Genomic DNA, 25,676 nt, shown 5'->3' with positions numbered 1-25,676 from the left:
CCACTATCTTCCCAACATTCGCAACAGCCACGTGCTCTGGCGTTCAACCACCTGCAGCGCCTGGTTCAGTTCATCATCTGTCGTCGTGGGGTGCCACGAAAACCGAACAGCCGCATCCGCCCACTCTCGGCGAATGTTCATCGCTTCGAGGACATGGCTTCGCTTCTGGCGGCTGCGGGCACTGGAACACGCGCTGCCGGCTGAAACGTACAGACCTTGCTCTTCAAACGCGTGAACGATCACTTCCCCTTTCAGCCCAGGAAGCGTCGCACACACAATATACGGTGACACATTGGGCGGATCAATCACGTTCCACCCAGGGATCGCCCGCAGCCCTTCCACAAAACGCCTTCGCCGCTCGCCGGCATACGGCAATTGCCGATGCACCGCGTCCATCGACGCCTTGGCGGCCGTCGCGAACGCGATGGCGCCGAGGACATTTTCGGTGCCGGATCGAAAACCGAATTCCTGTCCCCCGCCGACCACGTGCGGATCCAACTTCACGCGCGGACGGATGTACAGTCCGCCGACACCTTTCAACCCGCCCACCTTGTGCGCCGAACAGGCGTACAGGTCGATGGCGTGATCACCAACGGAAAACGGAATCTTGCCGAATGCCTGCGTGCCATCGACATGAAACCTGACACGCGGGAACTTGTCCAGTTCCTGCGCCAGGCGCTCAATCGGAAACACCGCACCCGTTTCGTTGTTCACGTGCATGACGCTCACCAGCACGGTGTCTTCGCGAACCGCGCGAATGACGTCAGTCCAATCCAAATCCCCGTCTTCCCGGGGCCGTACGTAGCTTACCTCGTACCCAAGCTGTTCGAGCCGGCGGTACGCTTCCAGCACGGCCGGGTGTTCCACGGCAGTCGTCACGACGTGCGCATGTCGATCACGCTGCGCAAACACACTCCCAAAAATGGCAAGGTTGTTTGCTTCCGTGCCGCCGCCAGTGAACACGAACTGTCCACCGCGGGCGCCCAGACTCTCCAGCATCGTCCGCCGGGCTTCCGACAGCACGTTCTCCGCTTCCATGCCAAGACGGTGAAGGGACGACGGATTGCCAAAGACGTCCATCCACTCTGGCACTTTCTCGCGAACCGCGGGATGCAGCGGCGCTGTCGCCGCCCAGTCCAGATAGATTACGTCTGCCATCGTCGTCCCTCCATCAATTCAACCAACGCATCCAAATTTAGCGATATAGTACCTCGTCAATGAGCCCGTACGCCTTCGCGTCCTCGGCCGACATGAAGTTGTCGCGGTCCGTGTCCTGCGCCACCCGCTCGATCGGTTGCCCGGAACGCTCCGCAAGAATTTTGTTCAAACGTTCCCGCGTACGCAAAATGTGTTTCGCGTGAATTTCGATATCCGAAGCTTGCCCACGCGCGCCGCCCAACGGCTGGTGAATCATCACTTCGGAATTCGGCAACGCGTAGCGTTTGCCCTTCGCACCTGCCGCCAGCAAAACCGCACCCATGCTCGCAGCCATACCGATGCACATCGTGCTGACGTCCGGTTTGATGTGCTGCATCGTGTCGTAAATCGCCAGACCTGCCGAAACCGAGCCGCCAGGGCTGTTTATGTACATCTGAATATCCTTGTCCGGATCATCCGCTGCCAAGAACAAGAGCTGCGCAACCACCGCGTTTGCAACATCGTCGTCAATGGCGGTTCCCAGAAAGACGATACGGTCTTTCAAAAGGCGCGAGTAGATGTCATAACTGCGTTCACCGCGCGAAGTTTGCTCGACCACATACGGAATGAGACTCATCCTGAAGACCTCCTCATCGTCATAACACTACAATACCCACTATCGATCAAAAAGACCATTTAGTCAAGATTAGTCAAAGTCAAATTAAAGGGAAGCGGAGGCGCGTGGCGGGTGGCGTGATCGGGCGGGGGCGAGTCTTGGGCAGCGGGTTGGCGCGTGGCGGGTGGCGTGATTGGGCGGGGGCGGGTTGGCGGGTTGGCGAATAAGCGGCCCCAGGCCGCTTAAATGTGTCGAATCGTCTGATCAGCGCCAAATAAGGGGCCCACAGCCGCTTAATCGACTGAAACCGCGTCATTCCGAGGCATCGGAGGCAAATAAGCGGCCTCGGGCCGCCTATTTGTCTTCGCTTGGGCCATGTCGCCGAAATAAGCGGCTGAGAGCCGCCTATTCGCCCGCCAACCTCCGCCCCCGTCGCGATCGCGCCGCCACAACAGAACTTTGTCCATTGCGCCGGGCAACTCGCCCCTCGCCCACCGCGATCGCGGCGCTATCTGCCCGGCCTGCCGCATAATTCTGGCAAACGGCGAGTCTTGGGCAGCTGGGCGGGGGCGGGTGGCGTGATTGGGCGGGGGCGGGTTGGCGAATAAGCGGCCCCAGGCCGCTTAAATGTGTCGAATCGTCTGATCAGCGCCGAATAAGGGGCCCACAGCCGCTTAATTGACTGAAACCGCGTCATTCCGGGGCATCGGAGGTAAATAAGCGACTGAGAGCCGCCTATTTGCCTTCGATCCCGCCATGTCGCCGAAATAAGCGGCTGAAAGCCGCCTATTCGCCCGCCAGCCCCCGCCAGCCCCCGCCAGCCCCCGCCAGCCCCCGCCCTTCCTCAAGGGCGTCTAAATCCGAATAAATTCCATGCCGGCTTGGATGATCATTGAACTCGTTGCGGATACTGAACCTACGAATATGGAAGGAGGACATGGAAATGGGTGTGGAAGCCAACCTGTCGATGCCGGATCGATACTTTCGCCTGGCCACAGGAGTCCTGAGCATTGCGAGCGCAACGCGGGGGCGTCGGCAATCCGTATTGACTAGGGCGTTTCTCCTGTCGTACGGCGCGATGAAGGTGGCCGAAGGCGTCACCGGATGGTGTCCGATGAGATACGCGACGACGCTCATAGCGGGTGATAAGAAAAGCGGCGAATCGGGTAAACAGGCAGCGAAGAACGAGTCGCCGACTGGACAAAAGGAGAACCAGGGAAAACATTCCCACTCGTCTGGGAAGGAAACATCCGGCAAAGACTCGTCAGCGAGATCGGAGGAATCCCGAGACAGGAAACACGAAGGCGATGCATCAATACCAAACGAAACGATTTCCTATCTCATGGATTCGGACGACGCGTATCGCGCGACCAGTCACTGAGCCTATAGGCAAAAGGCTGCCCGCCTTGGGCAGCCTTTTGTTTACAATTGCTGTCGTGTACTCCATCACACTCTCGCCAACGACGACGACGACGCGTTTTCCTGCCGACGGAATCGAACGCCATAACGACCACCGCGGGAACGGTAAATTTCCACTTCCGTAGGCCGTGCCGAACGTCGAATCCGTTCGTCCGCTTCAACCCACATCACAGCACAATACGCTTCGAACTTCGTATCGTACAAACCCGCGAAGTACACCCACTCGTCCATCGGCATCCCCTCCAAGGGTAGTATCAAACGCCGTCGTCGAAGACAACCGAGGTAATCCGTTCATGCCCTTCCAATTCCCGCTTCGTTCACTTTCCTCGCGTTTTAACTTTTGCTACAATAACTGCACATTCGAAGTTCACGCGCATGGAACGGCTGCAAGTGAGCCACGTTGCAATGATGGGTGCCGCTTTGGTGACAGCTTGACGGCGCATCGGCGTATGATAACACAACTGGCTGACTCCGCCGACGAAGGAGTGATTTCGATGATGACGAAAGACGATCTTTTGATTTTAAAGACCAAGCTTCTGCCGGCTGGAGCAGATAGCGTCATCGATTTTCTGGCTTCGCGACACGGTCAATTGGAAGCCACGAACATCGTGTTGGAGAATGTACCGTTGCTGATTATCGGCCGGCACGGAATGATTGCTCGTATCCCTATCAATGGTCGCATAAAGAAAGTAAGCCAACCGGATGAGGTGCTGCAGACGCTGCAGTTGTTCTTCGCGAACAGCATGTCGTCCGACAAGCTTTATGTGTTCGTCAATCTCCCAGATCTACCGATTCCACCGGAAGTGAAGGAAGTCCTGTCCGAGGTGGAAGCGCGGGCATTGCGCCGGGAACGAATTCGAATGCAAATCGATCAGGCGTTGGACACCCGTGATCGGGCACTGTTCGACATGGCGATTCGAGAACTCGAAGAACTGCAGCGAGGCGACGACAAGTCTGTGTGGAACGCGCGCCGATTCCTGTAGCAGTCAGTCATTGACGCCGCTTCGCAACATCGAGCCGTCAGGGACATGAGTCCATGACTTGGTATGAAGCCAAACGGGCTTGGAGAAGCTGATGGCCGTCGAGTGATCACGGTGTTCGATTCGCGATCACGCTTTGTATAGATGAGGTGTCGCCCATGGATAGAACGGAACTGTTGCTTCGCGCCGGTGAACTCGCTGATCTCATACTCGACTCCCCGGAAGCATACGCCTATCAAAGGGCCGATGCCGAACTGCAAGCACACCCTGAAGCAGTCAACCTGCTTCGCCGATTTCGTGAACTGCGCGAACAGGTTGCGGAATTTCAAGCTCGACGCGTGCCGCCGATGCATTATCACTATCTGCTTGAAGAAACGGACAAAATCCTGCAGCAACTGGAAGGCATGCCGGTTGTCAAAGCATTTGAAGACGCGCAGGCAAGTTTGAACACGTTGTTGGAGGAAGTGACAGCGCGGCTCGCAAATGCCGTGGAAAAGCGTTCGTGAATCGCGCTTGTATTGACACACCTCCAATTTCTAAAAAGTGTGTCGGTCGAGGTATGATTCGGCAGTCGTTCGTTGACACTCGTATCGTATGGTGTTATGTTTTTGCAGACATGGCACCAGCCAAATTTGGATAGCGGATAGGAATGAAAGAGCATGGCGGACGAGCATCAACATGACCACGACCACGATCACGACGACGAAATTATTGTCCTCGAGGATGATAACGGAGAAGAACACCAATTTGTCCTCGGGGAAGTTCTGACGGTGGACGAGAAAGATTACGCTGTCCTCCTCCCGATTGACGAAGATATGGAAGAAGGCGTCATTTTCCGGATCGACGGTGAAGAAGGCGACCAAATGGTGCTTGCGGAGATCGACAATGACGAAGAATGGCAGCGAGTTGTCGACGCCTATAACGACGACCTGTTTGATGAGGACGAAGAAGACGAGGACGAGGACTGATTTCTCCTGAGTTCTTCCATCGTTTTCGCAACGGAGAGGGACCCGCTTGGGGTCCCTTTGTTATACCTCTTTAAGGCCCTTCTCATGCCCCCATGAAAACACCCCGGGTGACTGTTTTCCGAAGCAGTGATAAATTCGGATCGTTCTCGAATAGCATCTATTAGCACCTACGTGACGTTGTTATTTTCCTATTCGTCCACTATGATTTGTTCAGAGACTCTGTTGCAGTCTGAATCATTTGATGGAGAGGGGCAACATCCATGGACGTCAAGAGTGAACGGTTGGATACGCTGCTTCACGAGTCGCGCTTGTTCCAGCCTGACGAAGCATTTCGAAATCAAGCGAATTTCAACGATGAGCGCATTTATGAGGAAGCCCTCGCGAATCCTGAAGCATACTGGGCGCAGCAAGCGTCCAACTTGACTTGGTTCCAGGAATTTGAAAGCGTTTGCAAGTGGGAGCCCCCTCATGCCCAATGGTTTCTTGGCGGAAAGCTAAACGCCGCGTATAACTGTGTGGATCGCCATACGCTCAACCATCGCAAGAACAAGGCCGCAATCATTTGGGAAGGCGAACCTGGCGACCATCGCGTCATGACATACGACATGTTGCGCCGAGAAGTCGATAAAGCTGCGCACGCCTTCAAGAGCCTGGGCGTCAAGAAAGGCGATCGCGTCACCATCTACCTTCCGATGATTCCAGAGCTGCCAATCTCTGTTTTGGCATGTGCGAAAATTGGCGCGATTCACTCCGTCGTCTTCGGTGGATTTTCTGCGAAAGCGCTTCGCGAGCGCATCTTGGACGCGGACTCGAAGCTGTTGATCACAGCCGACGGCGGCTGGCGGCGCGGCAAAGTCATCCCGCTCAAGGCGAACGCGGACGAGGCCGTGATCGACACCCCAGTCGAGAAAGTGCTGGTGGTTGAACGCGTGGGTGCGGCAGCGAATATCACCCTGCACGAAGGGCGCGACATCCTGTGGTCCGATCTCGTCGAAAACTCGCCGAAAACCCCCTTCCCCGCCGAACCGATGGATTCGGAAGACATCCTCTTCCTCCTCTATACGTCTGGGACGACTGGCAAGCCAAAGGGCATCGTGCACTCGACCGGAGGCTACCTCACCGGCGCCAACACGTCGATTCGCTCCGTGTTCGATTTGAAGGACAACGACGTCTTCTTCTGCAGCGCCGATATCGGTTGGATCACGGGCCACACGTACCTTGTCTACGGACCGCTGTCCGCCGGCGGCACAGTCGTCATGTACGAAGGTTCGCCGGATTATCCGGAGCGGGATCGCTACTGGTCCATCATCGAAAAGTACGGCGTCACCATCTTCTATACGGCGCCTACGTCAATCCGCACTTGCATGAAGTGGGGAACGCAGCACGTCGAATCCCACGATCTCAGCACGTTGCGGCTGCTCGGCACGGTGGGCGAACCCATCAATCCAGACGCTTGGTTGTGGTTCCACCACTATGTGGGCCAAGATCGCTGCCCAATCGTTGATACGTGGTGGCAGACAGAGACGGGCTGCGCGATGATTGCCCCGCTGCCGGGTTTGGTCGCGACGAAACCGGGATCGGCGACGCGGCCTGTGCCTGGCATCGATGTCGACGTGGTCGACGAAAACGGCGAATCGGTCGACTTCAACAACGGCGGCTACTTGGTCATCAAGAAACCCTGGCCCTCCATGCTTCGCACCGTGTGGGGTGACGACGAACGGTTCCGCAACACGTACTTCGGAAAGTTTGAAGGCGTGTATTTGCCGGGTGACGGCGCGCACAGGGACGAGGACGGCTACCTGTGGATCCTCGGCCGGATCGACGATGTCATCAACGTCTCCGGGCACCGCATCGGAACGGCTGAAGTCGAGAGCGCGTTGGACGCGCATCCAGCGGTTGCGGAAGCCGCCGTGATCGGCCGCTCCCACGAAGTGAAGGGCCAGGCGATTGCCGCGTTCGTCACGGTCAAGGAAGGCGTCGAAGTCAACGATCAACTCGTCGCTGAACTGAAGCAATATGTCGTCGACAAGATTGGCGCGATGGCGAGACCGGAGGAAATCCACTTCACCGCGGAGCTGCCGAAGACGCGCAGCGCCAAGATCATGCGGCGACTGCTGCGCGACATCGCAGAGGGCCGGGTTCTCGGCGACACGACGACCTTGGCGGATCCAAGCGTCGTCGAAGCCTTGAAAGCACAATACAAGGACAGCGAATGACATTCGCTGCCCCTTGAAAGGGGGGATGGCCGCTCGCAAAACAACCTGCTGATGGAACTCAATTCGCCGACCATTTCAATTTTGAGCGGAAAGAAGGATTGACCATGGCGGGAGAGACGAAAATTGCTGATCCTGGTCCTTTGGGGTTAGCCGGTTTTGGGATCACGACGTGCGTTCTCAGTTTGGTCAACGCGGGTGTCACCAGCAGCAATGCCCTCGGTGTCGTCCTTGGCCTAGCCTTGGCGTATGGCGGCGGCGTCCAATTGCTCGCTGGTATGTGGGAGTTTCGAAAGGGCAACACATTCGGGGCGACCGCCTTTTCTTCCTACGGAGCCTTCTGGATCGCGTTCTACTTCATTGAGAAAGCCGCCCCCCAAGCCGGCATCGGTGTATTCTTGCTCTTCTTCGGCATCTTAACGCTCTTTCTCTGGTTTGGTTCATTCTATTTGACCAAGGCGCTGAATTTTGTTTTCCTGACGCTCTGGATTGCTTTCCTCCTGTTGGCCTTGAACGGCTTTGGGCTGATTAGTTCAACCGCAGGAGGCTGGGTTGGATTGCTGTGCGGCCTTCTCGCACTATATACGTCTTTCGCCACTGTCATCAACGCCACGGCCGGCACGACCATTTTGCCACTGGGCAAGCCTTTCGCCAAATCAGGAACTTGATAGTGAGAAAAGGACTGTTCCAAGTCGCCGCTGACGACGCACGGAACAGTCCTTTTTCTTCGTACATATGGAGCCACCTGTCGGATTTGAACCGACGACCTGCTCATTACGAGTGAGCCGCTCTACCCCTGAGCCAAGGTGGCGAATCTGCGGAAGTCTGGTAGCGGCGGAGGGATTTGAACCCCCGACACCACGGGTATGAACCGTGTGCTCTGACCACCTGAGCTACGCCGCCGTCCGTTGTCGCTTTCGCGCATCGAAGAAACATTCTACTTCGACTACTGACGAATGTCAGTAAATCTGGCGGAGAGAGAGGGATTCGAACCCTCGAGACGGTTTAACCCGCCTACACGATTTCCAATCGTGCTCCTTCGGCCAACTCGGACATCTCTCCATGAAGCAAGCGGCGCGACATGTGATATCTTAGCACGGTCGCTCACCGCACGCAAGTCCTAAAATAATTCCTTGGCGGCGAGGACATCAGAAAAGATGAAGTCGGCGTTCAGCCGCTCGAATTTCGGACGTGCCGCCTCCCCTTCCAATCCGGTCAACACCGCCGCGAACGATGCGCCAAGCCGTTCAGCAGCCAGCGCGTCTGCGATCGAATCCCCGATAATCAGCACGCTCTGTCGAACGCCCTGTAGCGGAAGCGTGCGTGAGAGCAGACTGGCCGCATCGTGATCGCCAGTGAGAGAGCGCAGATAGGAAAATGGATGGGGCTTCGACAAGGGGCGGGCGGATGGAATCTGGCGCTCCGCTTCCACCACGTCGGACGCCGTCGTGACGTAGCGCAAATCGAAATACTTGAGCCACCCAAAATGCTCGAGCGGCACATGGGTCTCGGTCTGCGGACGGCCCGTCGCGATGCCAAGACGATACCCGCGTTCTCTCAGCGACGCCAGAAATGCGGAGAATTCGGCGGGATCGACAATCGGGTACTCGTTCGTCAAAAACCCGCGCTTACCCGTCAATCTGCCCGAGTACTCGTCCCCCAAGTACCAGGTCTGGAACGTGTCGTGGCCGATATTCCAGAGAGCGTGATGGTTGCCGCCGGGCAGATGGGCGTCGAGCGCCTGCTCCGCGCGTTCGAGGAGTTCCGCGCGCGATCCGCAGCCGTCATACAAAGCGTCGTACGCGCGCCACCCTACGACAAGATTTGGTCGAGCGTCGCGGATCAATTGGCCGATGCGGCGAAGCGCCTCGACGGTCCACCCCCCGCTCAACGCGTCGACCACCTGTTCCCATACTTCGGGAAGCTGCACAGCCTCCTGCAAGGACGCTGCCAATTCGGCCGCAAAGACGAAGTACACCATATCCCAATTCGCGTTCACGCCGACGTTTTTCAAGGCTTCGAGAATTCGGTTGTCCGCGAACACCTGGTTTCGGATTTGCTGAATCGTCTCGTCGTCCGGAGTCGGCGCGTAGTCGGGTGAGATCGAGGGCAACCCGAGAAATTGCGGACTCGTCAGCAGTTCGTGAACCGTCAGGGCGGAAGCGTCGAAGTATCGCTCTTCGCTCAACATCACGCCGTCAATGTCGAATAACACTGTTGTAAACATCTGTTCCTCCATCGTCGTTGGCCTCGCCGGAGATTAGCCGTTTCGGCGCGCGAAATCCTCCATGAACTCAGCAAATCTGTGTGCCGCCTCGACAGGAACAGCATTGTACAGCGAAACGCGCACGCCGCCCACCGTCCGGTACCCTTTCACGCCCACAAACTCACGTCCTGCGGCCTCTTGCAAAAACGCCTTTGTCACGCTATCGTCGCGCAGGCGAAACGTGACATTCATGTCCGATCGCGCCCGCTTGTACGCATGGCCAAGGTACAAGTCAGGATATTTGTCGATCACGCCGTAGAGCAGGTCAGCCTTCTCGCGATTTCGCGCCTCTGCACCTGCGACACCGCCGTTCTCCTCCAACCACTCCAGCACGCAAGCCATAACGTAAACCGCGAACGTCGGCGGCGTGTTATAGAGCGACGAAGCCTTCACATGCGTCCCGTAGGAGAGCATCGTGGGAACGTCCGCATTGGCTGAAGCCAGGAAGTCCTCGCGGATCACGACGACCGTGACGCCGGAAGGGCCGATATTCTTCTGCGCCCCCGCGTAAATCATGGCGAAGTCGGCCACGTCGATCGGCCGCGACAGAATATCGCTCGACATGTCCGCAACAAGTGGCACGGACAGCTTCGGCAGCGTCCTCCATTGCGTACCGTAGATGGTATTGTTCGACGTGATGTGGACGTAGCGCAGCCCGTCTTCTCCACCAAAGTCGATGGTCTCCGGAATGTCGCGGTAGCCTTCCGCCTTGGCCCAATCGTCCACCGAGACCTCTCCGTACCGCCGAGCCTCGTCCGCGGCCTTCTCCGACCAGGAGCCAGTCAGGACGTAATGAGCCCGCTCATCCCGCGTCAGAAAATTCATCGGCAGCATGGCGAACTGCAGGCTCGCGCCCCCTTGCAGAAACAAGACGCGATAATTGGCGGGGACGCCAAGCAGACGGCGCAGCCTGTCTTCGGCATCTTGGTGAATGGCTTCATATTCCGGTGAACGATGGCTGAGTTCCATCACGCTCATGCCGGTATCCTTGTAGTTCGGCAGTTCTGCCTGGATGCGTTCGAGCACTGGCAACGGCAACGCTGCAGGGCCAGGGTTAAAATTGTCGACGCGTTTCATATCTCTCCACTCCCATCGTTACAATTCGATAGCCCGAACCATCAGAATCCCATCGACGACCGCAATTTCATCGATCACGCTGGAGGAAATGCTCCGATCCACCATCAACAGCATGACCGCTTCCCCGCCAGACTCTCGCCGCCCAACCTGCATACCTGCAATGTTGATGCTCTGATTGCCGAGAAGTGTGCCGATGCGGCCGATCATGCCCGGTTTGTCCATATGCCGCGTGAACAAAAGGATTCCCTCGACAGGCATGTCGATTGGATACCCATCCAGTTCGACGATGCGCGGACCAGATTCGCTGTAGAGCGTCCCTGTAAGGTGGTGCGATCCTGCGTCCGTCTGGAGCGAGATCGAAATTTCGTTGGTATAGACACGGCCTCGCGATTCGCGGACTTCCTGCACGCGCAAACCAGCTTCTTCCGCGTATTGCAGAGCATTCACATAATTCACTTCGCCAGGGTACTGAAAGCCAAACAGCCCCTTCAGAAACGTTCGAGTGAGATAACCGCCGTCCGGGGTGGCCGCGTCGCCGGCGTATGTGATGGAGACGGACGACGGCGCTCCCTGGCCAAGCTGCGCCGAGAATACGCCTAGCTTTTCAGCCAGTTCCAGGTACGGCGCCAAATGCGCCTTTTGCTGAGGGCTGAGACTCGGGAGATTCACCGCGTGCTCAAATGTGTCGTCGCGCAGCACCTTGACGATTTCTTCAGCTACTTGAATCGCGACGTTTTCTTGCGCTTCAATCGTCGAAGCGCCGAGGTGGGGGGTCAAAATCACGTTCGTGAACTGGCGCAGCGGATGATCGTCGGCCAACGGTTCCTTCTCAAACACGTCGATGGCAGCCCCCGCGACCTGCCCGCTTTGCAGCGCGTCCGCGAGTGCCAGTTCGTCGATGATGCCGCCGCGAGCGCAGTTGATCAAGCGGACCCCTCGCTTCATGGTCGCCAGCTTTGCCGCGTCCAGCATGTGATGCGTCTCTTTGGTCAACGGGGTATGGACCGTAATAAAATCCGCCGCTTGTATCGCTTCGTCGAGCGTCGCCTTGATGACGCCCAAGCTTTGTGCGCGTTCTTCTGTCAGGAACGGATCGTAGCCCATCACGGTCATTTCGAAAGCCTTTGCACGCTTTGCGACTTCCGTGCCAATCCGCCCCATCCCGAGTACGGACAACGTCTTGCCGCGCAATTCCACGCCGACCCACTGCTTGCGGTTCCATTTGCCTGTGAGTAAATCGCGATTCGCGGCCGGAATATGACGGGCGAGACTGATCATCATGGCAAATGTGTGTTCGGCTGCCGCGATGGTGTTGCCGTCCGGCGCGTTAATCACCAAAATGCCGCGACGCGTCGCTGCCTCCAAGTCGATGTTATCCACACCGACGCCGGCTCGTCCAATCACTTTCAACTTCTTCGCCGCTTCGATCACGGCCTCAGTCACCGTCGTTTGCGACCTTACAACGAGCGCGTCCGCATCGGCGATGGCTCGCAGCAACTCAGGTTCCGACAGATTCGTCTGTACGTCAACCGTCGCTTCATCAAGCGACTCAAGCACCTCGATGCCTGTCGCCGAGATATCGTCGGTTACAAGGATTTTTGCCATGTCGACTCTCCTCACCACTCCGGTATTTACAGAAACGGCCGCTGGAAACTTTTACGCGCCCTTATTGCGCTAAAAGTGCCCAGGCGGCCGGCTCCATTAGAGGTTGTCCGAAAAGGGCCACAGAACTCTGATGAGTATCTCTGTGTCGTCGGACACACTCATTATGCATCGCACTCCCTTGTGGTTACCCACTCTCCGCCAGTCATGCGATGTTTGTGTCTGTATTGTGGAAACAATCCAAAACCCAACTTTGCAATCTTCAAAATTGACTATAAAAAACTATCGAGATTTGGTCAAGGGTGCAGTTGTATCGGCTTCGACAAACGTCTTGTGAAGAGCCTGGACCGCGGGCTCCACATCGCCCGCTCGAACGACGCAGGAGACCTTGATCTCCGAAGTGCTCACCATGTGGATGGGAATGCCAGCATCGCGCAGGGTGACGAACATCTGCGCGGCCACGCCAGGATTGCTGATCATCCCAGCGCCTACAATCGACACTTTGGCCAGCTTGGATTCGCTCTCAATCTTCTTGAATCCCAGCGTCTCCTGTAGTTCAGACACGACACTCACCGCCCGCGAGACGTCCGCCTCGTTGACTGTGAAAGACACATCGACAGCAGCTTCGTCGACCACGCTTTGAACAATCACGTCGACGTTGACTCCATGCGCCGCCAATTCGGAGAAGATGACAGCCAAGCCGTGTTCCTGAACCGGCACGCCGATCACGGCGATGCGAGCAACTTGACGTTCAAAAGCGATCCCCGTGACGACACGGCGACCTTCCATGCGATTTTCTGTCATTGTCACGACGTTCGTCCCGTCCTTCTCGGAAAAGCTCGATCTGACCACAAGTGGAACTTCAAAGTGCTTGGCGTTCTCGACAGCCCTAGGATGCAGCACCTGCGCGCCCAGATTCGCCAATTCCAACATTTCGTCGTAAGAGATATCCGCGAGTTTCACCGCTTCCGGGACAACCCGCGGGTCCGTGGTGTAAATCCCATCGACATCCGTGTATATCTCGCACAAGTCCGCCTTCAACGCGGCCGCCAAGGCCACCGCGGACGTATCTGAACCACCGCGGCCGAGCGTCGTCACTTGTCCATTCGCGATCCCTTGAAAACCGGTCACCACCGGTATGACGCCGTCCGCGATCAACTGTTGCAGCGTGTTCGTGTCGATCGACGACACGCGCGCATTGCCGTGAATCGGCTCGGTTTGAATGCCCGCTTGCCAACCCGTCAAGGATTTCGCCTTGAACCCCAACTCCAGCAAGCGCATCGCCAGCAGGCTCGCAGAAACCTGCTCCCCGGTAGCCAACAACTGGTCCATTTCACGTGCATCCCGATGTTCAACAAGTTCTTCCGCCAATTGAACCAACGCATCCGTGCTGTGCCCCATTGCGGAAACCACGACCACGCACGCGTGTCCTGCACGTGTTGTTTGGGCAACACGATCAGCGACGGCGCGAATACGCTCCGTCGTCCCGACCGACGTTCCCCCATATTTTTGTACAACCAACACGTCTCTCCACTCCCTACGCCTAGCTGCCGCTATTTCAGCTATCATACCTTACAGGCAAGCGTCGTGGAAAGTCCTCAGCGAGATCTGGCAAGCCTCACGACAGTCCACATTGTTCCTTCGCGAGCGCAAGTTGCATCTGAACTGCCGCAGGCGCGGTTCCGCCGCGCGAGATGCGCGCCCGGATGACGGCCTTGGCAGGAAGCACATCGTACACGTCGCGGCCAATCAAGCTGCAACGCTCCTGCATCGCTTCCAGGCTCAGCCCAGCCAAATTGGTCTCAAGCGCGATCGCGTCGCTGACCAACTGGCCGACGACAGCGTGCGCTTCGCGGAACGGCAGCCCTTTGCGGACCAGGTAGTCCGCCAGATCTGTCGCGTTGGAAAAGTCGCGATCGAATACGTGCGCCAGCTTGTCCTTGCGCACACGCATCGTCGAGAGCGTGCCCGCCAACAGTTCCAACGCAGGCAACACCGTGTCCACCGCGTCGAACGATCCTTCGCGATCCTCTTGCAAATCCTTGTTGTACGCGAGCGGCAATCCCTTCAGCACGGTCAGCAATCCCATCAGATGGCCGTAGACCCGCCCTGACTTGCCTCGCACCAACTCGGGTACGTCCGGATTTTTCTTTTGCGGCATAATGCTCGATCCGGTCGCGTACGCATCCGACAGCTCGATCCACGAAAACTCCTCGCTCGACCAGAGCACGAGTTCTTCACACAGACGGGACAAATGCATCATGATGGTCGAACAGTTGAACAGCAGGCCGAGCAGATAGTCTCGATCGGACACGGCATCGAGCGAGTTCTCGTACAGTTGCGAGAACCCAAGCTCTTCCGCGACCATTTCGCGGTCGATCGCGAACGTCGTACCGGCCAGCGCCGCCGCTCCCAGCGGCAGCCTGTCGATCTCGTCGCGCAAAGCAACCAACCGCTTTTCGTCGCGCAGCAACATCCAGACGTATGCCAACAAGTGGTGCGCAAGCAGTACGGGCTGCGCCCTCTGCAGATGGGTGAATCCCGGTATCACCACGTCGAAGTGCTCTTCAGCAACCGAAATCAACGACTGCTGCAGAGACTTTACGCCTTTGCGCAGCGCGTCGACCGCGTCGCGAGCCCAGAGGTGCATGTCAAGCGCGATTTGATCGTTGCGGCTGCGTCCAGTGTGAAGTTTGCCCGCCACTTCTCCAATTCGCTCGGTCAGGATGCGTTCCACATTCATGTGGATATCTTCATCGTCCAAATTGAACTCGATGAGACCTTGTTCATAGTCGCGCAGGATGCCTTCGAGGCCGTCGATGATTTTGCGGCTGTCCTCCGCATCGATGATGCCCGTCTCGCCAAGCATGCGCGCATGCGCGATCGAACCACGAATATCGTATGGCAACAGCCTTTGTTCGAACGTGATGGAAGACGTGTACTGCAGTACGAGTTGATTCGTATCCTCGCTAAAACGGCCGCCCCACAACTTCATGCTGTCGTCTCCACCTCGTCGGCAGAGAGCACGGACACGGACGCTTCGTCTGCCGATACACCGGATTGTTCCTTCTTGTGCAAGGCCGCATAAACGGTCGTCGGCAAGCCGAACAACGAAATGAACCCGACAGCGGCCATATGGTCAAACTTGTCGCCCGTTTCATACGTGGCCAAGTCGTGCCGATAGAGAGAGAACGGAGACTGACGACCGGTTACTTGTGCGTTGCCCTTGTACAGCTTGACACGCACCTCGCCCGTGACGTGATCCTGAGTTTGGTCGATGAACGCGTCGAACGCCTTCTTCAGCGGAGAGAACCACAGACCGTTGTAGATCAGTTTGCTGTACTCCAACTCCAGCCCCATTTTGTACTGCAGCACTTCGCGGGTCAGCGTCAGATGTTCCAACTCCTGGTGAGCCATGATCAGCACACGGCCAGCCGGCGACTCGTACACTTCGCGCGACTTGATGCCAACGAGCCGATTCTCGACGTGATCGATCCGGCCCACGCCGTGCTTGCCGCACACTTGGTTCAGCGTTCCGATCAACGCGGCGAGCGGCATCGCTTGCCCGTTCAGCGAGACAGGGACACCTTGCTCGAATCCAATCACGATCTCTTCTGCCGCATCCGGCGCCTTTTCCGCGTCTACAGTCCACTCAAACGCACCTTCCGGCGCGGCTTGCCACGGATCCTCCAGGACACCGCATTCAATGGCGCGTCCCCAGAGATTGGCGTCGATGGAAAATGGATTGTCGAGGTTGACCGGCACAGGCACGTTGTGCTCTGCGGCGTAGCGAATCTCGTCGTCACGCGTGAAACCCCACTCGCGCACTGGCGCGACCACCTTCAAGTTCGGCGACAGCGCGTTGATGGAAACCTCAAACCGGACTTGGTCGTTCCCCTTGCCCGTACACCCGTGAGCAACCGCCACAGCGCCTTCCTGAGCCGCCACTTCGACAAGCAACTGCGCGATCAGCGGTCTCGACAAAGCGGACGCCAACGGATATTTTCCTTCGTAGAGCGCGTTTGCCTTGAGCGCAGGTGTGATGAATTCCTTCGCGAATCGATCCTTCGCGTCGATCCGGTACGATTTTGTAGCCCCGACTTGGATCGCCTTCGCCTGGGTGGCGTTCAGGTCTTTGCCCTCGCCGACATCGACGCACATGGCAATGACGTCATATCCATAGTGATCGCGAATCCAAGGAATCGACACGGACGTATCCAATCCGCCCGAGTATGCGAGTACGAGTTTGTCTGCCATTATAGTTCCTCCCCAAATGCGCCTGCGTCCGCCATAGTCGCCGCCAGCACAGCCTTCTGCGCGTGCAGGCGATTTTCAGCCTGATCAAAAATCACGGAGTGCGAACCATCAATGATGTCCGGCGAAACTTCTTCGCCGCGGTGCGCCGGTAAACAATGCATAAACATGTAGTCCTCTTTCGCAAGCGCGCAAAGCGCCTCGTTCACCTGATAGCCTTCGAAGTTTGCGAGACGCTCTTCGGCTTCCTCCTCGTCTCCCATCGACACCCACGTGTCGGTGTAGATGACGTCCGCGCCTTCGACCGCCCGGTGCGGATCCGTCGTCACCAGAACCTCAGTGCCTTGTTGTGTCGCATGGAACTTCGCTTCTTCAATCACTTCCGGCAGCGGAGCATAGCCGCTCGGCGTCGCGATCCGAATATTCATGCCAAGCTTCGGCGCAAGTTGCAGCCAAGAGTTCGCCAGATTGTTCCCATCGCCCACGTACGCGACTGTAACACCTTCCAAATGTCCCTTGTACTCCAAAATGGTCAACGCGTCGGCAAGCAATTGACACGGGTGAAACTCATCTGTCAGACCGTTGATGACCGGAATAGACGCGTAGTCCGCAAACGTCTGAACATCCGCCTGCCGATATGTCCGAATCATCACCCCATCCACATAGCGCGACAGTACCTGCGCCGTATCTGGAATCGGTTCGCCTCGGCCAGTCTGCAGTTGACTGCCAGGCAAGAACAAGGCGTGACCGCCCAATTGCAACATGCCCACTTCAAACGAAACACGCGTACGAGTCGACGATTTATCAAAGATCATACCCAGCGTCTTGCCCGCAAGCAACGTGTGAACAAACTTTGACTTTTGGGCTTCTTTCAACACTTTTGCAAGATTGACGAGATTTTTCAAATCGTCTGAACTCACATCGGAAAAATGCAACAAATCCTTGCCAGCCAACACCTGATGCGAAGCAAAGAGCGCGTTTTGCAGGCGCACCGACAAGTAATTCGATCCCAACGGAACAACCGCCGACGTCCCCCGGCCGACTGCACCAACCTTTTCCCATATAGCCACAGCCAAAACTCCTTCCCACTCCATCGAGTGCGCTATGTCTTTTCCTGATCCGCGCGCATCGCGGCTCCGCATCGCTTCCGCACGGTCATGCTATGCATCATTATACACAAGAATGTATATATATCAAACGCTTGTATCATGACATCCGCGATCGAGCGAAAAAATGGGCGAACGGGAGGGGATGGCGGGATGGCGGGCCGCGACCTTGGCACAGAGCGGCGGGACGGGGACGGGGACGGGGACGGGGACGGGGACGGGAACGGGAACGGGAACGGGAACGGGAACGAATAAGCAGCTGTAGGCCGCTTAAGTTTGTCGAATCGTCCGATGTGCCGCAAATAAGCCGCTGAGAGACGCTTAAGTGGCTGCAACCGGCCCATTTCGGGCATAGCGGAGACAAATAAGCGGCCTTGGGCCGCCTATTTGCCCTCGCTCCCGCCATTTCACCGAAATAAGCGGCTGAGGGCCGTCTATCTGCCATGTCCCCGTCCGCCACCCGTCCGCCACCCGTCCGCCACCCGTCCGCCACCCGTCCGCCACCCGTCCGCCACCCGTCCGCCACCCGTCCGCCACCCGTCCGCCACCCGTCCGCCACCCGTCCGCCACCCATCCGCCACCCATCCGCCACCCGTCCGCCACCCGTCCCCCATCCGCGATCGCGCCACCACCGCCGTCCTGGTCGGCTCTAACGATCCACCAACCCACTCTCCACATAAGAAAGCCGCCACAGCGCGGAAAACAAGATCCGCGCCATGACGGCTGACAAAGTTCAAAGTTTGTTATTCCGTTGCGATGTCTTGATCCGTGATCTCGTGACCAGGCTCAATCATCATGAAATGGACCGTTGGATTGTCGATAAACTTCTGAATGCGCCTTGCCTCGTCTTGCTGGCCATATCTGCGCAACTCCAGTTGGTACGCGCCGAGCAGTTCAGCCACGTCGCGCTCGCCCTTTGCGTCGAGCACCCGCAGCGCAACTTTGGCTCCCTTCGCGATCCGGCGGCGCAAGGCCGCTTCGTCTAAACCGAGCTCCGGCTGGTAACGAAGGTACACGCGGCCGCCGGTCATGCCTGAACAAATCCACGGACCGGGATCCCCCATGATCACGGCGCGGCCACCGGTCATATACTCGAACGCAAAACCTTTGATGTTCGCGCGGCTGCCGATGTGTGATTCGTGATCGTTGACAGGAGCGGACAACTCCCCGCCAATGACGATATCTGCACCCGACAAGCGGATACCCGCTCTCGCATCGGCGTCGCCTTGAACGATGAAGAGTCCGCTCGCTGCGCCATACGCAAGACCCTTGCCGACCGAACCGCCGCGCCAAGTGCCGTCTGCGCAACGCGCCTTCAAGACCACCACTTTGCCGCCGAACGCCGCTTTCGCCACGCCGTCTTGGGCGCCGCCGATCGCGACCGATGTCATACCTGACGTATGATAGGCCGCGAATCCAGCGCCTGCGACGCCTTCGTGAACGATGGGTCCCACGTCGCCGCCGCTGCGGGTGCGCACTGTCTCGCCGCTGATGCGTGCGCCCAACGCGCGAGGCACGGCACGGATGCTTTGGACTCGCGACGGCATCGAGGCAACCGCGCCATACGTTCCAGTCGCAGCGCCCACTTCAGCAACGGTCTGGAGCACGTCGCCGTACGCCTGTTCGAACGTGCGCGCCGTGACAACCGTCCCTTTGCCGATAAACTCTTCGTTTACGCGCATCAGCCAAGATGTGTCGATCCGGGAATCTTCGCGGAGCTGCACCAGCAGATCGCTGCGTCCGACCAGATCCTGCGTCCTGCTTGCGCCAAGCTGTTTCGTCAATTCCCCCACATGCTGACCCACGGCGGAGAAGAACCTAACCAACTGTGACACGGCTGTGTCGAAATCCTGCGGTTCGAACGCCTTCAGCCCCTTCTCGCGGGCTTCTTCAATGCCGTGCATTTGCGTCGCGATGCCCACGTGACACGTGTCCTTGTGGCAGGCGCGGCAGGCCGTACACCCGATGGCGACCATTGCCATGGTTCCGAAGCCAACGCGGTTGGCGCCAAGCAGGATGGCCTTCATCACGTCCGTTCCGGACTTGACGCCGCCGTCGGCCCAAAGTTCCACGACATCGCGCAGCCCTGCCTCGCACAGCGCCTGGTGCGCCAGCTTGACGCCAATTTCCATCGGCAGACCAACGTGGCGAATCGCGTGGGAACGCGCTGCACCTGTGCCGCCGTCGAACCCGGACAACGTAATGACGTCCGCGCCGGCTTTCGCGATGCCGACCGCAATCGTCCCGATATTCGGAACAACTGGCACTTTGACCGAGACGCGCGCATGTGGATTGATTTCCTTCAACTCGTAAATGACCTGTGCCAGATCTTCAATCGAGTAGATGTCATGGTTGTTGGACGGCGAAATCAGATCGACGCCAGGCGTCGCGTTTCGAGCGTTGGCAACCTGAACGGTCACTTTCGATCCCGGCAGGTGGCCGCCTTCGCCAGGTTTTGCGCCTTGCCCAATCTTGATCTCAAGGACATACGCGCCGTTGCACAAGTCGGCGTTCACTCCGAAACGGCCGGACGCGATTTGGCGTCCGCGATTGCGCGGATACTTGCCAAGCAAGTCCTTGATCTCGCCGCCTTCGCCATTCAAGCAGACGATGTTCATCTGGTACGCCGCTTCGGCGTATGCGCGATACGCGGTTTCGTTTTGCGATCCGAACGACATCGACGAAATGACAATCGGATACTGGTGACCGTCGACCGTCGTATCGACGTCGCCTTCAAACGGCTTCACATCGTCCCGGAAGCCAAGCAAATGCCGCAGCGACAACGGATTGTCCGTCTCAAATTGCGTCAACTTGGACACAAAGTCCTCGTATGGCACGTCGCCTTGCGCAACGGATCCCGCCGACTTCCAAATGCGAGGATACAACTGGAACAACTTGTTCGGCCGGACGCTCTTTCGATCCGCCGCACCGTACCACGTGTGCCGCAGTTCCGACAGTTCCTGCATCCTGGCCAACGTCAAACCCGCGTCATCCGTTCCACAGAACGTCGCAACCCCCAAATATTCGCTGACAGCCGTGGACAGCCCGATGGCGCCAAACAGGCGTTCATACCCGCGCACTTCGTGAATGCCAAGCGTCGATATGACCTTCTCGATACCTTTCGTCAACGCCTTGTACAAGTTTTCCAACGACTGCAGGTCGCCCTTCGACGCCGCGATTTCCCACATCAGGTACGGCACAACCGCATCGGCGCCAAGGCCGATGGCGACCATGATGTCGTGCAGGTTGCGAAGTCCGCCGCTGCGCAGAATCAATGACGAACGGCGGCGCAGGTGTTCTCCGCTGTGCTTTGCGGCAGGCCGCAGCAAAGCCTTGTGAACTGCGGCGGTGACGAGGAACGGATCGATATGGCCGCCGCGCTTGAACTGCAGCCGATCGTCCAGGACAATCGCGTTCGCACCCGCTTGTACAGCCTCCAGCGCCTCGAGTTCGAAACGGGCAAGCGCGTCCGCAACGGATTCCCCTTCTTCGCGGTGAATCAGGATCTCCACCGTCCCGTAGGGGCTGGTGTGAAGCATCGCCAACGCGTCCTCATAGCAGATGGTGCCGTGGCGGTGCGCCAAGTTCTGAATCTCTTGAAACTCAATCCCGTACGCGTGCGGCAGTTCTTCGAGCAGAATCGGCGCCTGCACTTCGACTCGCGGCGCTTCTTGGTACAGCCCGTCGAACGACGGACGGCGGCCAAGCACCGCGCGGGTGCTGAAATGTTCGATCTCGCGTTCGCGATCGATAGCCGGATTCGTGACGACCGCGACCGTTTCGTGCAAGAAGTCGGACAACAAGGTGGCTTCTTCCGAGAGCGCCGCCAGCGGGCTGTCAAATCCCAGCGATTTGATGGGTTCGGCACCGGTCTGGATCTCCTGCTCAATCAACTTCAGATCATCGTCGCGGAAACCAAACGCGAGCGTCCGAATGTCGAGCGGACGTTCATCGCGCTTCGGATGCGCGACATCGCTCTGTTGGCCGTACGGCACGGCGAAATGAAGATTGCGATGTTCGCCGCGGAAGTCGAAGCGCTGCTTGGCCAGCATCAGAACCTCCTGCTGGAGCTTGGCGTACGTGTACAATTGCGCGCCATGGTCCGTCCACCGAACGCCAACCTTTTCGCCCGGCGCCAACGGCTTCGGCTCCGCTGTCCACGTCTCTTGCGGAACAATGCCTTGCTCCGAGGAGAAATAATAGGCCGTGGACGATTCGAGCAGCCACATCGGCCGCAAGCCAAGCGCGTCCACGCTGTACACTGCCGCATTGCCGTGACGCATCATGACGCCAGCCGGGCCTTGGGCGAACGGCCCCCACAGAGAACGGTAGTACATATACAAATCAGACATCTCGTCTGACATTTGTTTGATTTCATTGACAATAGGCGGGAACAACAGTTCCGCAGCCTCAAACAACGACCAATTCCGTGTGGACACAAGCGCGAGCAGCGTGCGATCCACCATCTGCGAATCACTGAAATCCGGCCGCAAAGGCACATTGATCATTTTCGACTCTGTAAAGAATCGCAGAATCGTGTTGATCTCGCCGTTGTGACCGATGCTCGAAAACGGCTGAACCCGTGGGAACGACGTCGTCGTGTTGGTTGAATAGCGCGTGTGCGCAAGCACGAACACCGTCTTGAACAGCGGATTCTGGAGATCTGAATAAAAATGATACAGGGTTTCATCGTTGCCGATGACCTTGTAGACAACTTGAGAATGCGACAGCGACGCCACGTGAACGCCGGGCAGTTCATCGATCTCGGCGAACGCGTCGTGCATACGGGCGTCATCGTGCGCACCCGCGCGGCCAACCACCTGCACGAAGCGCGGACAGACGGCTTTCGCCATACTGCCAAGCGAGGATTCATCCACGCCATCGTCGATCCAAAGAGACCACTCCAACCCTTTCTCCTTCAGTGCCGCCTGAATCGCATCGGTTGACCCGACAGCTTTATCAACGAGAAAATGGCCGACGAAAAAATCGTCTTCGTAAGCCCACTTTGGGTTCAGCCCCGCCGCTTCCAGCCGAGAGGCCCACAATGCCCTCGGAATGTCGAGAAGCAACCCACAACCATCGCCCTCGCCCTGTACGTAACCTGCACGGTGTCTCATGGCGCGAAGCGCGTCAAGTCCATTGCGAACTGGTTCGTAAGATGGCTGTCCCGATTTCTCTATCTGCGAAAAAATTCCACATGCATCGTGTTCGCGGTGAATATCCATGGACAATTTGTTCAAATCCACTTGCGCCACTCCTTTTAGCATAATATTTTGACACTATCTCTTTATGTGGTCAATCGGTTGTGCGAAAATTTCAAACGAATTATGAAACATTATACGGTTTCTTGAATAATCATGCTATCGCATGTTATAAATATATGCAATTGTGAGAGGAGGGTCCGGAATGGAGATCCGGAAAGCGACCTCAGCGGATGTGGAACAGATGCAGCAGCTCATCCAACAGTTCGCGGATATCGGCCTGATGTTGCCGAGAACCATAAAATCACTTTGTGAACACCTTCAGAACTTTACTGTGGCAGTGGACGACAATCAGAAAGTCATTGGCGTCGCGGGATTGCACATCCTGTGGACCGACTTGGCTGAAGTGAGGTCGCTTGCCGTTGCACCAGAGGCGCACGGCCGCGGAATTGGACGACAGATTGTTCAAACGCTCCTCAAGGAGGCCGAACAATTAGGTATCGCACAAGTGCTGTCACTGACGTATCAGACGCGGTTTTTCGAGAAATTGGACTTCCATGTCGTCCGCAAGGAAACACTGCCGCATAAGGTATGGAAAGACTGCATTTACTGCAAGAAGTTCTACCACTGCGACGAAGTTGCCATGGTGCACTATACGCGGCATTTCCGGATGTCCGACAGGGCGAAGGAAGCGTAATGGCAACCGGGTGACGGCGAGGGATAGACGATTGTCCCCCGGCTTGACGTGAACTGAGCGGCGACCATGTCGAACACGCTCATAAAGCGTACTGCAAGTATAGCAGACCAGTCGTCTGAATCAATCACCATCGGGAATGACCTATCCGGTCACTCCCGATTTTACTATGGCTCAAACCGTTCCGACACTGGTAAGAATATCTGCGAAGCGCTCGACGTGGTGTTCATCGATGATGAGCGGCGGCAGAATTCGAATCCGCTGGTTTGAACATTTCGTGACCAGCAGCCCGGCATCTGCGGCTTTGGCCGCCCAAACGTTGGCGTCCGGAACATCGAATCCCCACATCAGGCCGCGGCCGTCGACGTGATCGAAATGAGCCGTCAACACGCTTTGCAAAGCCTGGCCAACGGTTTGTACATGCTTCAAAAAATCAGGCTGCGAGACGCAGTCCACCACGTAGTTTGCCACGGCCATCGCGAGCGGGTTGCCGCCAAACGTCGTTCCATGGGCGCCCGGCGTGAACGCCTCCGCCACGCTCGATTTGGCGAGAATCGCGCCCGTTGGCACGCCATTGCCCAATCCCTTCGCCAGCGTGACGATATCCGGCTCGATGCCGTACGCCTCAAAGCCGAAAAAGGTGCCGGTCCGCCCAACGCCCGTCTGAACCTCGTCGACAATCAACAAGGCGCCCTTCTCCTTCAGCTTCGCGGCGAGCGCCCGGACAAAATCGGCGGCGAGCGGCCGCACACCCGCTTCGCCCTGAATGACCTCCACGATGCAAGCGGCGACCGTGTCATCGACGTGATCGATCACGTCGTCGAGCGCAGCCGGCGTCTCGAAGCCTGGCACGAGCGGCGTGAATCCTTCATGATATGCCGCTTTCGGTGTCACTGACAGCGACCCGAACGTTCTGCCATGGAAACCGTGCGGCAGTGACAAAATTTTCGTCTTGTCCCCATGCCCCTGCAGATACTGGTACCGCCGCGCCAGCTTCAGCGCGCCCTCGTTCGCCTCGGTGCCGCTGTTGACGAACATCGTGCGATACGGGACGGACTTCGAGACCAACTGCGTCAATTTGCGCGCGAGATCGACCTGCCCCTGCACGAGGAAGAGGTTCGACGTGTGAATTAGCGTTCTCGCTTGTTCGGAAATGACCGCCGCCACACCTGGATGCGCGTGACCGAGATTGCAAACCGCGATGCCCGCGGTGAAGTCGAGGTATTCCTTCCCTTCGTCGTCGTACAGAAAGGCTCCGTCGCCTCGTACAATCGAGATATTGCGCTTTCCATAGTTCTGAAATAACACGTCATCCGCAAGCGTCTTCGTCGTCGTGCTCAAAATACGTGCGCCTCCTCCGTGGATCGGCTCAATTTTGTTCCTCGATCTCGCGGCTCCTCCGCCATGGACAGCCCCAACGCGAATTGAACGCTGTCGGCGTTTCGCCCATCGACAACCCACACTTCCGGAATATCCCGTTCCGCTGCGTACAGCATCGCCGTGACTTTCGGGATCATGCCGGATGTGAAGGAACCGGACGCCATCAGTTGCCGCAGTTCTTGCGGCGTCGTATCCAACAGGCGCGTCCCCGCTTCAAAATCGGCGTACACACCTGGAACGTCGGTCAGAAAAATCAATCGATCCGCCTGCACAGCCTCCGCGACATGCGCCGCCGCAACGTCCGCGTTGAGATTGTAGAAATCTCCCGAGGCCGACTTCCCGTACGGCGGCAGCAGCGGAATATTTCCAGTCCGCGTCGCTTCCGCGAGTGACTCGGGGTGAACGCGGCTGACCGATCCGGTTCTCATCATACCAATGTCCTCCGCTTCCACGATATCCCCGTCGACGAACGGAACAACCGACAATCCCGCCCCCTGCAGCGTCGAAAGCAAGCTTTCGTTGCACTCCCGCAGCGCTTCGACCACAAGTCCAACCGCCTCTTCGGTCGTCACGCGCAGTCCATCGACAAAAGGCAGTTCGAGGTTGGCCGCAGCCAATTTTCTCGAAATCGCAGGGCCACCGCCATGGACGAGAATCGGCCGCAGCCCCTGGGCCATCGAAGAGCGCAACGCCTCAACCAGCACGTCGGCACCTTGGCCGTCGAGAGAACCTCCGACTTTTAAAACAACGTTCATCCCGCCAC

22 protein-coding genes, 3 tRNA genes and 1 riboswitch are annotated in these 25,676 nt (G+C 57.6%); of the genes, 8 read left to right on the top strand and 17 right to left on the bottom strand.

The genetic code is table 11. The annotated features are described in order from the left end of the window. Positions 1-3 precede the first annotated feature (3 nt). Entirely contained in the window at positions 4-1,158 is a 1,155-nt protein-coding gene (locus AAC01S_RS06620; protein ID WP_067620707.1) for a cysteine desulfurase family protein, read from the bottom strand. 37 nt (positions 1,159-1,195) lie between these two features. Further along, positions 1,196-1,774, bottom strand: coding sequence for an ATP-dependent Clp endopeptidase proteolytic subunit ClpP (clpP, locus tag AAC01S_RS06615; RefSeq protein ID WP_067620704.1), 579 nt, complete (start codon positions 1,772-1,774; stop codon positions 1,196-1,198). 922 nt (positions 1,775-2,696) lie between these two features. On the opposite strand from clpP, the gene AAC01S_RS06610 reads away from it, so the two are divergent. After that, positions 2,697-3,134: a YgaP family membrane protein gene (locus tag AAC01S_RS06610; protein WP_067620701.1), complete on the top strand. Its 438-nt coding sequence runs from the start codon at positions 2,697-2,699 to the stop codon at positions 3,132-3,134. Between the two features lie 65 nt (positions 3,135-3,199). On the opposite strand, the gene AAC01S_RS06605 is transcribed toward AAC01S_RS06610, so the two are convergent. Beyond that, positions 3,200-3,403: a hypothetical protein gene (locus tag AAC01S_RS06605; protein WP_067620698.1), complete on the bottom strand. Its 204-nt coding sequence runs from the start codon at positions 3,401-3,403 to the stop codon at positions 3,200-3,202. 263 nt (positions 3,404-3,666) lie between these two features. Here AAC01S_RS06605 and AAC01S_RS06600 point away from each other — a divergent pair, with 263 nt between their 5' ends. The 5 genes from AAC01S_RS06600 (at position 3,667) to AAC01S_RS06580 (ending at position 8,001) form a co-directional block, all read left to right on the top strand. Continuing rightward, positions 3,667-4,155: an IDEAL domain-containing protein gene (locus AAC01S_RS06600; protein WP_067620688.1), complete on the top strand. Its 489-nt coding sequence runs from the start codon at positions 3,667-3,669 to the stop codon at positions 4,153-4,155. Between the two features lie 155 nt (positions 4,156-4,310). Continuing rightward, entirely contained in the window at positions 4,311-4,658 is a 348-nt protein-coding gene (locus AAC01S_RS06595; RefSeq protein WP_067620672.1) for a YlbF/YmcA family competence regulator, read from the top strand. Positions 4,659-4,811: 153 nt separating this feature from the next. Next, entirely contained in the window at positions 4,812-5,120 is a 309-nt protein-coding gene (locus AAC01S_RS06590; RefSeq protein ID WP_067620669.1) for a DUF1292 domain-containing protein, read from the top strand. A 260-nt stretch (positions 5,121-5,380) separates the two neighbouring features. Then, complete coding sequence (gene acs, locus AAC01S_RS06585; protein WP_067620666.1) at positions 5,381-7,336, top strand: acetate--CoA ligase; 1,956 nt, start codon at positions 5,381-5,383, stop codon at positions 7,334-7,336. A gap of 104 nt (positions 7,337-7,440) precedes the next feature. Further along, positions 7,441-8,001 carry an acetate uptake transporter gene (locus AAC01S_RS06580; protein ID WP_067620663.1) on the top strand — a complete coding sequence of 187 codons (561 nt, stop codon included), beginning with the start codon at positions 7,441-7,443 and terminating at the stop codon, positions 7,999-8,001. Between the two features lie 68 nt (positions 8,002-8,069). On the opposite strand, the gene AAC01S_RS06575 is transcribed toward AAC01S_RS06580, so the two are convergent. The 10 genes from AAC01S_RS06575 to argF form a co-directional block, all read right to left on the bottom strand. Further along, positions 8,070-8,144, bottom strand: a tRNA-Thr gene (locus tag AAC01S_RS06575). A gap of 15 nt (positions 8,145-8,159) precedes the next feature. Further along, positions 8,160-8,236: transfer RNA gene (locus AAC01S_RS06570), tRNA-Met, on the bottom strand. 66 nt (positions 8,237-8,302) lie between these two features. Continuing rightward, positions 8,303-8,395, bottom strand: a tRNA-Ser gene (locus tag AAC01S_RS06565). 58 nt (positions 8,396-8,453) lie between these two features. Continuing rightward, the gene (locus AAC01S_RS06560) at positions 8,454-9,560 is read right to left on the bottom strand and encodes an HAD family hydrolase (RefSeq protein ID WP_067620836.1); all 1,107 of its coding nucleotides are present in this window, start codon (positions 9,558-9,560) and stop codon (positions 8,454-8,456) included. 33 nt (positions 9,561-9,593) lie between these two features. Continuing rightward, the gene (gene serC, locus AAC01S_RS06555) at positions 9,594-10,676 is read right to left on the bottom strand and encodes a 3-phosphoserine/phosphohydroxythreonine transaminase (protein ID WP_067620659.1); all 1,083 of its coding nucleotides are present in this window, start codon (positions 10,674-10,676) and stop codon (positions 9,594-9,596) included. Positions 10,677-10,694: 18 nt separating this feature from the next. Continuing rightward, the gene (gene serA, locus AAC01S_RS06550; protein ID WP_067620656.1) at positions 10,695-12,281 is read right to left on the bottom strand and encodes a phosphoglycerate dehydrogenase; all 1,587 of its coding nucleotides are present in this window, start codon (positions 12,279-12,281) and stop codon (positions 10,695-10,697) included. 70 nt (positions 12,282-12,351) lie between these two features. Continuing rightward, a riboswitch (ZMP/ZTP riboswitch) is annotated at positions 12,352-12,497 on the bottom strand. Between the two features lie 63 nt (positions 12,498-12,560). Then, positions 12,561-13,802, bottom strand: coding sequence for an aspartate kinase (locus AAC01S_RS06545; RefSeq protein WP_067620653.1), 1,242 nt, complete (start codon positions 13,800-13,802; stop codon positions 12,561-12,563). 94 nt (positions 13,803-13,896) lie between these two features. Beyond that, on the bottom strand, positions 13,897-15,273 hold the full coding sequence (argH, locus tag AAC01S_RS06540) for an argininosuccinate lyase (RefSeq protein ID WP_067620650.1): 1,377 nt from the start codon (positions 15,271-15,273) through the stop codon (positions 13,897-13,899). Continuing rightward, positions 15,270-16,535 (bottom strand): argininosuccinate synthase, encoded by a 1,266-nt coding sequence (locus AAC01S_RS06535; protein WP_067620647.1) that lies wholly within the window; start codon positions 16,533-16,535, stop codon positions 15,270-15,272. The genes argH and AAC01S_RS06535 overlap by 4 nt, the downstream gene beginning before the upstream one ends. Beyond that, on the bottom strand, positions 16,535-17,518 hold the full coding sequence (gene argF, locus AAC01S_RS06530) for an ornithine carbamoyltransferase (protein WP_370670814.1): 984 nt from the start codon (positions 17,516-17,518) through the stop codon (positions 16,535-16,537). Before argF ends, AAC01S_RS06535 begins: the two co-directional genes overlap by 1 nt. 247 nt (positions 17,519-17,765) lie before the next feature. On the opposite strand from argF, the gene AAC01S_RS19210 reads away from it, so the two are divergent. Further along, positions 17,766-17,903 (top strand): hypothetical protein, encoded by a 138-nt coding sequence (locus AAC01S_RS19210; protein WP_157071081.1) that lies wholly within the window; start codon positions 17,766-17,768, stop codon positions 17,901-17,903. Between the two features lie 56 nt (positions 17,904-17,959). Here AAC01S_RS19210 and AAC01S_RS06525 read toward each other — a convergent pair whose 3' ends face one another. Together AAC01S_RS06525 and AAC01S_RS06520 are read right to left on the bottom strand one after the other, a co-directional pair. After that, the gene (locus tag AAC01S_RS06525; protein WP_067620641.1) at positions 17,960-18,316 is read right to left on the bottom strand and encodes a hypothetical protein; all 357 of its coding nucleotides are present in this window, start codon (positions 18,314-18,316) and stop codon (positions 17,960-17,962) included. Between the two features lie 65 nt (positions 18,317-18,381). Further along, entirely contained in the window at positions 18,382-22,884 is a 4,503-nt protein-coding gene (locus tag AAC01S_RS06520; RefSeq protein ID WP_306307171.1) for a glutamate synthase-related protein, read from the bottom strand. Between the two features lie 160 nt (positions 22,885-23,044). Here AAC01S_RS06520 and AAC01S_RS06515 point away from each other — a divergent pair, with 160 nt between their 5' ends. After that, positions 23,045-23,536 (top strand): N-acetyltransferase, encoded by a 492-nt coding sequence (locus tag AAC01S_RS06515; RefSeq protein ID WP_067620634.1) that lies wholly within the window; start codon positions 23,045-23,047, stop codon positions 23,534-23,536. Between the two features lie 171 nt (positions 23,537-23,707). Here the strand turns inward: AAC01S_RS06515 and AAC01S_RS06510 are convergent, their stop codons facing one another. Together AAC01S_RS06510 and argB are read right to left on the bottom strand one after the other, a co-directional pair. Next, positions 23,708-24,874 carry an aspartate aminotransferase family protein gene (locus tag AAC01S_RS06510; RefSeq protein ID WP_067620631.1) on the bottom strand — a complete coding sequence of 389 codons (1,167 nt, stop codon included), beginning with the start codon at positions 24,872-24,874 and terminating at the stop codon, positions 23,708-23,710. Continuing rightward, entirely contained in the window at positions 24,871-25,668 is a 798-nt protein-coding gene (gene argB, locus AAC01S_RS06505; protein WP_067620628.1) for an acetylglutamate kinase, read from the bottom strand. The genes AAC01S_RS06510 and argB overlap by 4 nt, the downstream gene beginning before the upstream one ends. Positions 25,669-25,676: the final 8 nt, after the last annotated feature.

The sequence above is a fragment of the Alicyclobacillus acidiphilus NBRC 100859 genome, from assembly GCF_001544355.1.
GTDB lineage: Bacteria > Bacillota > Bacilli > Alicyclobacillales > Alicyclobacillaceae > Alicyclobacillus > Alicyclobacillus acidiphilus.
This window is presented reverse-complemented; position numbering and strand designations above follow the sequence as displayed.